Source organism: Gleimia sp. 6138-11-ORH1, assembly GCF_024814355.1.
Classification (GTDB): Bacteria; Actinomycetota; Actinomycetes; order Actinomycetales; family Actinomycetaceae; genus Gleimia.
In genome coordinates this window covers 681053-694611 of record NZ_JANUXV010000001.1, presented here as the reverse complement: position 1 = coordinate 694611, position 13559 = coordinate 681053, and the positions used below count along the sequence as shown (strand labels likewise).

General features: G+C 47.7%; 11 protein-coding genes. 7 read left to right on the top strand and 4 right to left on the bottom strand.

All coding sequences use genetic code 11. From position 1 onward, the window contains the following. Window positions 1-97: 97 nt before the first annotated feature. Window positions 98-445, top strand: a complete 348-nt coding sequence (locus tag NXS08_RS02945) for an Rv2175c family DNA-binding protein (RefSeq protein WP_259137059.1) — start codon at window positions 98-100, stop codon at window positions 443-445. Between the two features lie 14 nt (window positions 446-459). On the opposite strand, the gene NXS08_RS02940 is transcribed toward NXS08_RS02945, so the two are convergent. Continuing rightward, window positions 460-1551, bottom strand: coding sequence for a polyprenyl synthetase family protein (locus NXS08_RS02940; RefSeq protein WP_259137056.1), 1092 nt, complete (start codon window positions 1549-1551; stop codon window positions 460-462). A gap of 132 nt (window positions 1552-1683) precedes the next feature. On the opposite strand from NXS08_RS02940, the gene NXS08_RS02935 reads away from it, so the two are divergent. Next, window positions 1684-2085 (top strand): universal stress protein, encoded by a 402-nt coding sequence (locus tag NXS08_RS02935; RefSeq protein ID WP_259137054.1) that lies wholly within the window; start codon window positions 1684-1686, stop codon window positions 2083-2085. 132 nt (window positions 2086-2217) lie between these two features. Beyond that, on the top strand, window positions 2218-3840 hold the full coding sequence (locus NXS08_RS02930) for an RNA polymerase sigma factor (RefSeq protein ID WP_259137052.1): 1623 nt from the start codon (window positions 2218-2220) through the stop codon (window positions 3838-3840). 67 nt (window positions 3841-3907) lie between these two features. Here NXS08_RS02930 and NXS08_RS02925 read toward each other — a convergent pair whose 3' ends face one another. Then, entirely contained in the window at window positions 3908-4105 is a 198-nt protein-coding gene (locus NXS08_RS02925; RefSeq protein WP_259137050.1) for a hypothetical protein, read from the bottom strand. Window positions 4106-4245: 140 nt separating this feature from the next. Between NXS08_RS02925 and NXS08_RS02920 the strand changes: the two genes are divergently transcribed. From NXS08_RS02920 to NXS08_RS02910, 3 genes are all read left to right on the top strand, one after another. Beyond that, window positions 4246-6360, top strand: a complete 2115-nt coding sequence (locus NXS08_RS02920; protein ID WP_259137048.1) for a type IIA DNA topoisomerase subunit B — start codon at window positions 4246-4248, stop codon at window positions 6358-6360. Window positions 6361-6387: 27 nt separating this feature from the next. Then, entirely contained in the window at window positions 6388-7410 is a 1023-nt protein-coding gene (locus tag NXS08_RS02915; protein ID WP_259137047.1) for a GNAT family N-acetyltransferase, read from the top strand. A 72-nt stretch (window positions 7411-7482) separates the two neighbouring features. Then, window positions 7483-8448, top strand: coding sequence for a GNAT family N-acetyltransferase (locus NXS08_RS02910; RefSeq protein ID WP_259137045.1), 966 nt, complete (start codon window positions 7483-7485; stop codon window positions 8446-8448). 46 nt (window positions 8449-8494) lie between these two features. Here the strand turns inward: NXS08_RS02910 and NXS08_RS02905 are convergent, their stop codons facing one another. Next, window positions 8495-10930 (bottom strand): DNA topoisomerase (ATP-hydrolyzing) subunit A, encoded by a 2436-nt coding sequence (locus tag NXS08_RS02905; protein WP_259137042.1) that lies wholly within the window; start codon window positions 10928-10930, stop codon window positions 8495-8497. A gap of 60 nt (window positions 10931-10990) precedes the next feature. Between NXS08_RS02905 and NXS08_RS02900 the strand changes: the two genes are divergently transcribed. Continuing rightward, window positions 10991-12244: an alkaline phosphatase family protein gene (locus NXS08_RS02900; RefSeq protein WP_259137040.1), complete on the top strand. Its 1254-nt coding sequence runs from the start codon at window positions 10991-10993 to the stop codon at window positions 12242-12244. A gap of 54 nt (window positions 12245-12298) precedes the next feature. Here the strand turns inward: NXS08_RS02900 and sepH are convergent, their stop codons facing one another. Further along, complete coding sequence (sepH, locus tag NXS08_RS02895; RefSeq protein ID WP_259137037.1) at window positions 12299-13429, bottom strand: septation protein SepH; 1131 nt, start codon at window positions 13427-13429, stop codon at window positions 12299-12301. Window positions 13430-13559 lie beyond the last annotated feature (130 nt).

Below are 13559 nucleotides of genomic sequence, written 5' to 3'. Positions count from 1 at the left end.
TCGTAAAAAGAAGAATCAGCAGGCAGAAAACAAAGAAAAGCGTAGAAGCTAACTCAAGAAATTTAAAATACCTACGCAATCTACTAAGATTACCAATATGACGAATCTAGATGCCTACTACACGCAAAATGAAGCCGCTCAACTACTGGGAGTCACTCCAAGACGGATTAAACAAATGTGGCAAGAAGATGAACTACCTAAAGTTTACGTTGACCGCAAACCCCTGATTCCTAAAGATTGTTTCGTGAAAAGCCAACATGGGTGGATTGTGCACCCGCAGCTACGCGGAACTTTAATCATGCTCCAAGATGCCGGATTTGAATTTATCGAAGCAGGGGAATGGTTAGATCGTTACAACCCTGCCTTAGAAGCACGCCCCTTAGAACTCTTAGCACAAAAACGAGTTAAAGAACTCCGCACACTTATCCTCACCCTAACTTTCTAAGGCTTCCAAAGAAGTTAATAACGACGATTCACCAGTAGGTTAGCGAACTCTTGCAAGACCTGCTGGTGTTTTGTATCTAAAGACAAACCACCAAAGGCAGCGAAACCCTTCTCAAGCTGCAGTCCGATTAGCTCCTCATGTACCTGATATGCACCTGTAGCATGAATAATCTCTTGTACCGCCAAGATCTGAGAAGCAGTCACCTCTCGGTTTCCTAATGCGGCTAACAGCGTGTCTTTTTGGGCTGCAGAAGCACGCTCCAAAGTCAGCGCCAACAGCACAGTGCGCTTACCCTCACTAATGTCCGAACTAACTGACTTTCCACTGACAGACTCTTCACTGAAAATGCCAATCTCATCGTCACGCATCTGAAATGCTAAGCCCCAGGCAGTACCGGCAGTTTGTAAAGCGGAAATTAAATCGGCGGATCCGCCAACTGCTAAAGCGCCCAAAACCAGCGGGTGCATGACTGAGTAACGGCCAGACTTTACAGTGATTACATCTAAGACATGGGCTTTAAGACCCTGAGGATCAGTTAAAGGATGCGACTCAGTTAAGATATCCAAATACTGTCCCCAGGCGACCTCGGCTGTAATCCCCGCAATATAATCGTGCAACTGCGTTGCCAACTGGGCTTCTTTTTCCGCTAAAGCTAAATTGGCAACCGCATGAGTCAAAGACAAAAGATAGTCACCAACTAAAACGGCAGTGGCATCAGCTGCAGCCGGAGGTAAAAACTTACCAGCGGCCACCTGAATCGTCTGATGATTACGGCGCAGATCCACCTTATCGATTAAATCATCGTGGACTAACGCTGAAGCCTGGTAAAACTCCATCGCCACCCCCAGATCGCGGATAAAACCATCAGGAGGGAAAGAAAGGTAACTACCTTCAGCTAAGAAGGCTCCCACACTGACCCCCAGGGCGCGAAGAGTTTTCCCCTCACCCAAATAGGAATCAACTAATGATTTAAAACGATTAAACTCAGGGTGCTTTTCGTAGGGCTTCGCCAACTGGGAAGCCAACTCCAAAGTCCGCTGATGAACAGCAGAACTAAACTGAGGTAAATCAATTAACGTGGGGCCTGGGACCTTTGCTACATCCATGATTCAAAAATACCCTAAACTGGTAAGTGTTAAATACCCTCCGGAAGATATGTCACTTTGCAAGTGGTGCAACTTCCTAACCTGAACCCCTTTCTTCAACGGCTGAAGAACAAGGTAGAAAGGCGCGCACGAATGGCAGTATTAGTCAGCTTCCACGGCAATGAAGAATCTGTGATGGCGTTAAAAGTAGCATTGAGTTGCTGTGAACTGGCTGGAGTGTCCTTAGAAGTGCTGGTGGCCTCTCGCAGAGATTTCACAGATCCGAAAACAGAATCCGATGCCTTAGAAGTACTTTGGAATGAACTTGAAAATGTTTCCGTTTCGTTTAAAGTTTCTAATGCTCCGGTGGGAGTATCGGTAGCCGAATCTGTCCTGGACTATGCAAAAGAAAATGACATTAAGCTAATTGTGCTTGGATTGCGTCAAGGTGGGTCGCGGGTTACTGACCTGGGAATAAACGCTTCAAGAATCATGCTAGATGCGCCCTGTCCGGTGCTCACCACCACAGAATACGGTTTACCCGAGTTTCTGTAAAAGAGAAGTAAAGTAATAGAAAATTGTAAAACTGGCGTAGCCGAGTAACATAGGGTACCTTTAATTGGGTATAAAATGCAATACCAATTATAATTATCTTTGTTGGTGCGAAAAACTAAGAAGGGGATCTTTGTGACCACGTCAAAGACCGCTAAGCAGTCGGAAGAAAAATCCGAAACCGGGAAAGTAAAAGCCACCCGCAAAGAGGCTGAAACTAAGAAAACAACTACCAGAAAAAAGTCAGCCACAAAGAAGACTACCGCTAAAGCAGCTGCCTCTGAAAAAGCAGCAGAAACTGGAAAAGTAGCTGCCGCTAAAGAAGAACCTGTAGCGAAGAAAACTGCTGAAAAGAAAACTGCAGCGAAGAAAACTGCAGTGAAGAAAACCACGGCAAAAAAAGCCGAGCCTAAAGAAGAACCTGTAGCGAAGAAAACTGCTGAAAAGAAAACCACAGCGAAAAAAACCACAGCGAAAAAAGCTGAGCCTAAAGCCACTAAAGCGCAGGCAGAAGAAAAACCTAAGCGCGCTTCACGGAAAAAGAAAACTACTGAACCAGAAATTATAGAAACCGCAGTTACTGACACTGAAGAAACTCAGCTTGAAACTGACGTAGAACTGGAAGAACCCGAAGAATTCACTGAGGTAGATGAAGAACTAGATCTTACGTTAGATGACGACGCAGTTGACCTGGAAGAAGAACTTGAGGACACTGACGACGAAGAAAACGAAGAACTACCCGGTAAAGCTGATCCAGAAGAAAATGTAGTGGTTAAAACCGGTGGTTTCATTGTCTCTGACCTTGATGACACTGACGAACCAGTTCAAAAAGTAACTGTCGCCGGAGCAACTACCGACCCGGTAAAAGACTACCTGAAACAGATCGGTAAGGTATCGCTCCTTACCGCCGCAGACGAAGTGGATTTAGCGCGTCGTATCGAAGCCGGCTTGTACGCAGAGCATAAGATTAAAACCTCCGGGGACGAACTCCCCTCAAAACTGCGCCGCGAATTACAAGTCCTGGTACAGGACGGACAACTCTCAAAAAATCACCTGTTAGAAGCAAACCTCCGACTGGTAGTGTCCTTGGCAAAACGGTACACCGGACGCGGAATGCTCTTTTTGGATCTGATCCAAGAAGGCAACCTGGGGCTGATCCGTGCAGTCGAAAAATTCGACTACACCAAAGGATACAAGTTCTCTACCTACGCTACCTGGTGGATCCGCCAAGCGATTACCCGTGCCATGGCAGATCAGGCGCGCACCATCCGTATTCCCGTGCACATGGTGGAAGTAATCAACAAACTTGCCAGAGTCCAGCGGCAAATGCTGCAAGACCTGGGACGCGAACCCACTCCGGAAGAACTGGCTAAAGAACTTGACATGACCCCAGAAAAGGTTGTTGAAGTTCAAAAGTATGGGCGTGAACCAATCTCTTTGCACACTCCACTGGGAGAAGATGGTGACTCAGAATTTGGTGATTTGATTGAAGACTCTGAAGCAATCGTTCCCACCGACGCCGTTTCCTTCACCCTACTTCAAGAACAGCTCCACAAGGTGCTAGATACCTTATCAGAGCGTGAAGCAGGCGTAGTTTCAATGCGTTTTGGATTGGGAGACGGACAACCAAAAACCCTTGATGAGATTGGTAAAGTCTACGGGGTAACCCGTGAACGTATTCGCCAAATCGAATCTAAAACTATGTCTAAGTTGCGCCACCCATCGCGCTCCCAAGTGCTTCGCGATTACCTAGACTGATTTAAACCCCTAAAATGTTTAGCCACCTGAAACTCAGGTGGCTAAACATTTTTATAAAGTCTCTATCTTAGGCTTGTAACAGATGCGTGTAATCATTTACCCGCACAGCCTGCTGCACGTAAGTGTGTTGGAATTTGCGAGAATGGTGTCCACAAAATAGTAAAGTTCCAGATTGCATGATAACTTCCACGAAAGCCTGTGCCCCGCAAAGATCACAGCGGTCAGATACCTTCAAACCAGTTGCTACAGTTTCTTCTTCATTCATACTTCTATCATCCCTGAAACCACCTACTTATTCGGGGTTGAAACCGCTGCTTTCGCTACCGGCAGAATCACCGCCCTCGACATGACACTCGTAAATCGTCTGATACCGGCAAAAATTTTAATAGCAAGTAAACTAGGAGAGTGAGTGAAACAGTAAAGAATGACGCAAGTCGTAGTTATACCGCCCGGCATTTAACTGTCTTAGAAGGGTTAGAAGCGGTACGTAAACGACCCGGTATGTACATTGGCTCAACCGACCATCGGGGACTCATGCACTGCCTGTGGGAAATTATCGACAACGCAGTTGATGAAGCCTTAGAAGGCCACTGCGATCATATCCAAGTAACTTTACACGATGATAACTCTGCCTCAGTTGCAGATAATGGCCGTGGGATTCCCGTTGATGAAGTTAAAGGACTTAACCTCTCTGGGGTGGAAGTTGTTTTCACTAAACTACACGCCGGCGGTAAATTCGGGGCAGGTTCCTACGGTTCCTCCGGCGGCTTACACGGGGTAGGCGCGTCAGTTGTAAACGCTCTTTCAGCACGCTTGGATGTGCAGGTAGATCGAAGTGGAAAAACCTACCAGATGTGCTTTAGCCGCGGTGAACCGGGTACTTTTGATGACACTAAGCAACGCACCCCTAATTCACCGTTCACTCCTTTTATTGACCGCTCCCAGTTAGAAGTCGTTGGTAAAGCAAAACGCGGGGTTACCGGCACCAGAGTCCGATTTTGGGCGGACTACCAGATCTTCCCAGCCGCAGAAACTTTCCGCTGGGAAGAATTAGTTGAACGTGCCCGCCAGACAGCTTTCTTAGTTCCCGGCTTAACCTTAACAGTAATCGATGAACGTGCAGATACTTTGGTAAAAGAAGTTCTCCGTTTTGATGGCGGGGTAGTAGACTTCGTAGATTTCCTAGCAAAAGATGGGGCGGTTACAGATACACTCCACATTCAAGGCAAAGGTAACTTCACTGAGACAGTCCCCATTGTTGACGAGGGCGAACGGCGGATGGCTGAGTTAGAACGAACCTGCGAAGTGGATATTGCCTTACGCTGGGGAATCGGCTATGACACTATTGATCGTTCTTTTGTGAATATTGTAGCCACGCCTAAAGGCGGCACTCACGTGCAGGGTTTCGAGCAGGCGCTGGTGAAGGTAATCCGCGCGCAAGTTGAAAAGAATACGCGGAAACTAAAGGTAACTGCTAAAGATGAGCGCGTTGAAAAAGATGATATTTTAGCGGGGCTTACCTACGTGGTTACGGTACGTTTCCCCGAACCTCAATTTGAGGGGCAGACGAAAGAAATTCTGGGAACTCCCCAGGTACGTCAGGTAGTTAATAAAGTAGTTACCGACTACTTTAAGGAAAGATTCGCTTCCACTAAACGAGGTGATAAGCAAACTAATGACGCCTTGTTAGAAAAGATCGTTGGGGAAATGAAAGCCCGCGTTTCTGCGCGGATTCACAAAGAAATTTCGCGGCGGAAAAACGCTTTAGAAACTTCTTCACTGCCAGCTAAGTTAGCTGACTGTCGTTCTAACGACGTTGAAAAGTCAGAACTGTTCATTGTCGAAGGCGACTCTGCTTTAGGGACTGCGAAATTTGCGCGTTCATCAGAGTATCAGGCTCTTTTCCCGATTCGCGGGAAGATTCTTAACGTGCAAAAGAAATCTACTGCGGATATGCTTTCTAACGCGGAATGCGCGGCGATTATTCAAGTAATCGGCGCAGGGTCGGGAAGAACTTTCGACATTAGCCAAGCCCGCTATGGAAAAATCGTTTTGATGACTGACGCGGATGTAGACGGCGCTCATATTCGTACTTTGCTGCTGACACTATTTTTCCGGTATATGCGCCCCTTAGTTGAAGCCGGGCGTGTTTACGCGGCGGTTCCGCCGCTCCATCGGATTGAAGTGCCGAAACAGGGGAGGAAACCAAAGGAGTTAATCTACACCTATTCGGAAGAAGAATTGCGTGAAAAGTTAGCTTTGTTGAAACGCCAGGGCCGCTCTTATAAAGAACCCATCCAACGCTATAAGGGTTTGGGGGAAATGGATGCGGATCAGCTGGCGGAAACCACGATGGATCCCACTCACCGTACTTTGCGGCGGATTACTTTAGCTGATGAAGCGGCGTTAAAAGAAGCTGAGGAGATTTTTGAGCTTTTGATGGGATCGGAAGTTGAACCTCGCAAAGGCTTTATCGTGGCGGGTGCTTCTGAACTTGATCGAGCCCAAATTGATGCTTAAGAAAGTGCTAGAACTTAGATGAATAGCATGAAATTAGAAGACAGGCTGTCACCTTTAGCGGCAGTCCCACTGCCTAAGACCCATTTGGGGTTAGTTTGGAAACATTTGGATATAGCTGATTTAGCTGAAGTTACTCAGCTGATTCGTCGTTGTGAAGCTCACGATCAGGCGCTCCATTCGGTGGGTGATCAGCGTTTAGCTACCTTTGGTGAATTTTCCCTGGGGAAGATTCCTGCTGAAGCTATTGTGGGTAGAGATAATACTGGGCAGGTGCAGGCGTTTGCCGCTGTTGAGATCCAGATTCCCGATATTGATTTAGCTCGCGCGGAAGTGGTGGCATTTATTGCTCCCCAATATCGAGGGCGGGGGATTGGACGCGCAGTATTGAAGTGGCAGGAGTCTAAGTCACGCCAACTCTTTGTAGCTTCCTTAGGGGCTGATTCCCACTTAGATGTGCGTTTAGCGAATCTTGTGGATGCGCATTTAACTGATCGGCGTAGACTCTACACGGCCGCAGGATTTCGTCCGATCCGTACTTTTGACGTAATGTACTTTGAGTTTTCTTCTAAAGAGGTTGAGCTAGCTTATCCGCAGGACGGTTATCAGATTAAACCCTGGTCCCAGGTTGCTGAAATACAGTTACAGAACCTGCATGATGAAGCCTTCAAAGAACATTGGGGGACAACTGAAGAGATTCGCTCCTGGTGGAGTCTTTCTCGCCCAGCGTTAGATCCGCGTTGGTCTTTAGTGGCGCTGTCTCCTTCAGGGGAGTTAGCTGGTTACATTATGGTGTGTCGCAACCCTGAACGTTGGATGCAGGTGAAGCGTACCGAAGCCTATGTGGAGCTTTTAGGCGTCTCTCCCCAGGCGCGGGCACATGGAATTGGCAAAGCCCTTTTGACCCATGCGATGCGTGCAGTACAAGCTAGTGGGATCAGTGCGATTGGTTTAGACGTTGATAAAGATAACTCTAATGGGGCGCGTAGCTTTTATGAACGCCTAGGTTTTAGATCGGTTGGGGAACAAATTTATTTTGCTTTGGATCTCTAGTATTATCTTTCAAAGGGTGTTTAAACTTCCTGCAAGCAATGAGCCTATAACTTACGTCTACTAAGAGGTAAAATGCAACTTATTCTTGACGTAGGCCTGGACTGGAGGGAACTAACCAGTGCAGATATCGTCCAGTTCCAAGCTCTAATTCATCGGATTGAGCAGGCGGATGGACTTCCATATCGCACCTCTGAGTCTGAGGTTAATGAACTTTTTGCCGATAATGCGCAAATGATTTGTATCGGCGGCTGGAAAGACGGAAGTCTGAAAGCCTATGCTTTTGTGCGTGTGAGAGACTCGAATCTTAACCATGCCATGTGCCAAGGTGGAGTTGATCCCAATTATCGCAATCAGGGAATTGGGGGAGCCATAGTCAGCTGGTTGACGCAGCAGGCGAGAATTCTTTTAGAAGCGCAGAGAGTCCCAGGTGAAGCTGTTTTTGTAGAGTTCTATGTGGAAATGGGAAACCACGAGTTAGAGAATCATTTAACGAATAGCGGTTATGCGTGGACGCGATCATTTTACGATTTGCGTGCAAACCTAAACCAGGCGCTTCCTGAAGTTGAAATTAGTTCACTCTTTAAAATTGTTCCGTGGGCTTCGCAGACAGAAGAAGCAATTTTAGAAGTTGAAAACCGGGTTTCTTATGAGCAGCGGCAGCGCAAAGCACAGAGTTTGCAAAACTGGTTAGCTGGGCGCAGTAATTTCCGAGCAGACTGGTCTTTCGTAGCCTTAGATCAACGTGCAGATCGCCCCATTGTTGCCGGTTTCATAATGGCTTCAGCATATGAACAAGATTGGGAGGTACTTGGCTGGTCTGAAGGCAGTATCGATCAGATCGCGGTACTTGAGAAATACCACGGAGACTCTCTTGCCAAAGCCCTAATTTACGCCACTATGCAGGCACAGGCAGAGGCGGGAATGGAACATACTGCGACCAGCCTTTCTTCTACCAACGCTTCGGGAGCGTTGGGAATATATAAGACCTTGGGGTTTGAAACGGTGGCAACTGCCAAATTATTCACCCTCACCTTTTAGCTTAAGTGAGGGTGAATAACTAATTCAGTTTTCGGAAGTTAGGTGCTTAGACAAGCCCGGCAATTTCATGAGCTACAGCTTGCCCGGAACCATCCCGGCGGGGATCAACTTCAGGGAGGGCAAGTGGCTCTCCGGTTGTACTTGTAGCGATTGCCGGTCCTACCGTTACACGAGCAAGTACCAGTTCAGATTCTGATTTTAAGAAGCGGTGACAACGCACCCCTTGAGTAGCTCTACCCTTAACTGGATAAATCTCTAAATCACTAACTTTGACACTTGATTGCATACTTCCCAATAGTCCATCGGCGGTAGCAGCAACGGTGACAACCTGGGCTGGTAACGGATTCTCTTCGGTTGGGGCAGGAACAAAGTTTGCTTCTAATAGACGTGCGCCCTCGCCAATAACCATGCCAACTACACCACCGGCTACGCGTCCTTGCGGGCGAATCTTAGCTGCCGGGGTGCGCAGTAGCTGGGCGTCAGAAGTTACCAAAACAATCTCTGCTTCATCCGAACAAGGAGCTGCAAAGAGAACCTCATCACCAGCTGCTAAAAGGATAGTTTCAAAAGAGTCAGCTTTTGCATAGTCAGGGCGCATTCGTTTAATTTGTCCTTGCGCAGTGACGAAACCGGCAACCTCATCTTTATCAACATTTAACAGCCCAACTGGATTAAGTTCTTGTCCCAACAGTTGCGAAGCTGAAATCGCTCCGGCAAAGGAAGGGTTAGAAGCAGAGCGAGGTACTTCCGGTAAATCAACAACTTCAACTCGGTGTAAGGTGCCGGTAGAGTCTACCAACCCAACTTGTGAACGAGCCGTAGTGGAAATAGCTACGCGATAGGTATCCCAAATTCCGCGGGTGTCAGTTTTTTCTAAAGGCTCTGCGCCATCAACACGCAACAGCCCACCGTTGGTAGTTAAAACTACTTGGACAGGGGCATCTGGGATTTCCAGGGGAACTGCAGTGACTTTTCCTGCGGTTTCTACCTGCTGCGGATCTACTGACAGTAAAACGGTGCGCCGCGCAGTAGAGTGGCGTTTCGCAACTTCTACCAGCTCGTCGCGCACAACTGCCCGTAAAACCTGCTCAGAGTCTAAAATTTCTTGGAGGCTTTTAACCTGTTCCAATAATTCGGCCTGTTCAGCTTCAAGCTCAATGCGAGAAAATTTAGTGAGCCGGCGCAAACGTAAGGAAAGAATATGGTCGGCTTGAATATCTGAAAGATCAAAAACGTCCATCAGTCGCTGACGGGCCGAATCAACGTCCTCGGAAGAACGAATAATTGCAATGACATCGTCGATATCTAAAATGGCGATGAGTAAGCCCTGCACTAAATGCAGCCGATCTAATGCTTTTTGTAACCTAAATTTGGTGCGCCTTGAAACTACTTCTAGCCGGTGGGAAACATAGACTTCCAGCATTTGTTTAAGTCCCATTGTCATGGGACGGCCTTCTACTAAAGCAACCGCGTTAATAGAGAAGTTATCTTCTAAGGGAGTGAATTTATAGAGTTGGGCCATTACTGCTTGCGGGTTAAAACCGTTTTTCACTTCAACCACTAAACGTACACCGTGGTGGCGGTCAGTTAAGTTAGAGACGTTGGAAATGCCCTGCAGTTTCTTAGAGTTTACGGCCTCTTTAATTTTTTCGATTACCCGCTCAGGCCCCACCAGATAGGGAAGTTCGGTGATTACTAATCCCTGCTTGCGGGCAGAGATTCGTTCGACAACAATTTTTGCGCGCGTTTTGAATGAGCCTCTGCCAGTTTCATAGGCTTGTTTAATCCCTTCTAAGCCAACGATAATGCCTCCTTCAGGCAGATCGGGGCCGGGGATAAAACGCATTAGGTCTTCAGTTGTTGCCTGCGGATTATCAATCAAATGGCAGGTAGCGGCAACTACTTCACCAAGGTTGTGGGGGGCAATGTTAGTTGCCATTCCCACGGCAATACCCATTGCCCCGTTTACCAGGAGCTGGGGGAAACCAGCTGGCAATACATCTGGTTGAAGATTGCGGTTGTCGTAGTTGGGGACGAAATCCACCACGTTCTCATCAAGATTGGCAACTAAATCCATAGCTGCAGGAGCTAACCGGGCTTCGGTATAGCGGGCTGCTGCAGGGCCATCATCTAAGGAACCGAAATTTCCGTGCCCGTCAATCAGTGGGAGCCTAAGGTTAAAGGGTTGCGCTAAACGTACCAGGGCATCATAAATCGCGGTATCACCGTGGGGGTGTAGTTTAGCCATAACTTCACCTACAACACCCTGGCTTTTGACGTGCCCTTTTTCGGGGCGTAACCCCATTTGTGACATTTGGTAGAGGATACGACGTTGGACGGGTTTACAACCGTCACGCGCATCTGGGAGTGCGCGCGCGTAAATTACCGAATACGCGTACTCTAAGAAAGAGCCACGCATTTCGTCGGAGACATCGATTTCGATAATATTCTCTACATCGGGTGTTGAAAGTGACGTTGACATAGCTACAATTGTCCCAAAATACCCGTAATTCCAATGACTTCACACGCCGAGGGAGAAAAAATGCCAGATACCCATCGTTTGGATAGTTTACAAAAGTCCTCCCACGAAAATTACCCGAATCTCACTCAACTATTGCGATGTGCCTACCGGGGTTTAGGTGCTGATTTTGAGGAATTGGTCGCCGAGCCGGAACAGGGCAGCGAACCGCAGGGACAGAGTAGTGAAAAGCCGAAGCAAGCCAGTGAAAAGCCGAAAAAACCTACTCATAAAAGGACAGGGAGCTACTCGCAAACTAAACTACTGCAACAGTTAGGCTTAGACGATACCTACCGGGCTGTTTGCGTGGTGTTAATCGACGGAATGGGATTAGAACAGATCCTGGCTTGCCGCGCGCATACGCCTTTTCTAAGGAAACAAGAAACCGGGCTGATCGCGGGCCATACGGTACTGCCATCGACTACGGCAACTGCCTTAACTTCGTTTACTACCGGAGAATTTCCGGGGAAAACAAATATGCTCGGCTGGTCTATTTATACCGAGGATGGGATTGGGAACTTAATCAACTTCCAAAACATTCGCCAGGCGCCTAAACAGTGGCAACCAGTACCTCCGTTATTTGCAGTTGCGAAAGAAAAGTTTGACATTGACTCGCAGGTGATTTCTCACCCTCGGTTTGCTAACTCAGGATTAACTGAAGCAGCTTTTCGGGGAGCTAGATTCGTTGGGGCAGAAACTTTTGCAGACCGGATTGCTGCGGGAATCGCTCACCTGCAAAAAGGCCGTGGGCTGGCTTATCTTTACTGGTCAGAACTTGATCATGTGGGGCATGAGAGGGGCTGGCAGAGTTTAGAATGGGCAAATGAGTTAGAACACGTGGATGCTAACTTACGAGATTTAGCGGCTGCTTGCCCAAAGGATGCTGCGATTATCCTCACCGCTGATCATGGGATGATCGATGTAGACCCGTCCCAGCGGATAGATTTAGCAGATTATCCAACTCTTTCAGATTCTGTGAAAGTGATTGCCGGCGAGGGGCGTTGCGTACAACTGTATACGCAGCCCGGGCAGGCAGAGAAAGTGGTGCAAAATTGGAAGGAATTCTTTGGCGACAAAGTGCTGATATCAACTGATCCAGCAACAGTTTTCCGAGGGCGCCCAACCCAGCGTTTCACCGCAGACGCGTTGGTATTTTCTTTGGATAGGCAAGTGATTGTTGATTCGCGGATTCAACCAATTGGGCAAGTTAATCTAATTGGTGTCCATGGGTCAGTAACCGCACCTGAAGTTACCATTCCCATGTGGCGGCTTGCCTAGTTAAAAGCCTAAGTTAAGTTTCGTTTCACTCTTTAGCAGAAGTGAAACGAAACTTTAATCGTTTTTAGCACCGAAGATAATTTCATCCCAAGTTGGTACGGAACGACGTTTGGAAGTAGTTTTCTTAGGTTTTTCTTCGCCTGCGAAATTGTCCAAGCCGGGAAGTGACTGCACATCATTATCTGAAGCTAATGCGGCAGTTTCTTCCAGCTGCGCTTTATTAGCTTGTTCATGGGCAGACTGGCGGGGGAGATGTTTTGGATGAGCTTCACTTTCCTGAGCAGTCTTAGCCTGGCCACCAAGTGAATGTTTTGTAGCGTCCTCTAACGGGGGAGTAGAGGTTTCAACTGAGGTAAGGCGGGCAGTAAAGTCGATAACCCCCGCTGATTTAGCTTCGGTAGTGGGGACTTTGGTGGTTTCTGCTTCGGGGAGCTCTAAAATACCTAGTCGGGAAGCCTCGGGAGCTGATTTGTCAGCACTGGCTAAATCGCCGTTGCGCTTACCGCGCGCTGCCACCAGGTCGTCAAGTAGTTTCTCAACTTCCGCAGCGTTTTCAGGTTCCCCAGGGGAAGTGTAGGGAGTTTTTGCCGGGGTGTCTCCCGGGGAAGCTACCGCTTCACTGGCAGTCGTTAAAGTCTCTGTCAGCCACCGCGCCTGTTCGTCTAGTGCGCGTAAGAGTCTGCCGGAGTTTTCAATCTCCCAGCTAGCTGAAAGCGTCCGCGCTGCCTGTACGAAAGTTAAATGTAACTGCCAAGGATGATTGCGTTTGCGAGTTGCAGACCAAACCAGTGAGCTGGGATCGACACCGCGAGTGGCAAGACGGTTAATTACTACGTCCTCAAGCCGCGGAGCATCTAGTTCCGCTCCCACGTTGGTTGCTAAAGCAGTTGAGACAATAAAGGTACGTTCGGACAAAATCGGAGGAACAAAACGATTAATGCGAGAGATCTCCATTTCAAAAGCAGAAGCAATTTCAGGTGGAGTCATCCCCGCTCTTAAAAGTTCTTGAATCTCTTTTGGACTTAGTTCAGCTTTTCCAACTGGCATTTCGATCTGAATTTCCTCACGACGGATCGCAGCGCGTAAGGCATCATCAATCGTCACTAAATAGCGTTCTCCAGCCGAATCCGTAAAGACGAGCTGTGAACCATCACCATGTGACCCAAGTAGCTCCAGTTCAATCATTGGAACCTCCCCCAAAATAATCTAGTCTTTCTAAGACTAAAAAGAAAAAGCGCAAAATAATAGCGTGTCGCACTGATTCTGCACATCTCCTTGAAAAAATGCTATTATCCCCAGCGAATAGGTTTTTTTC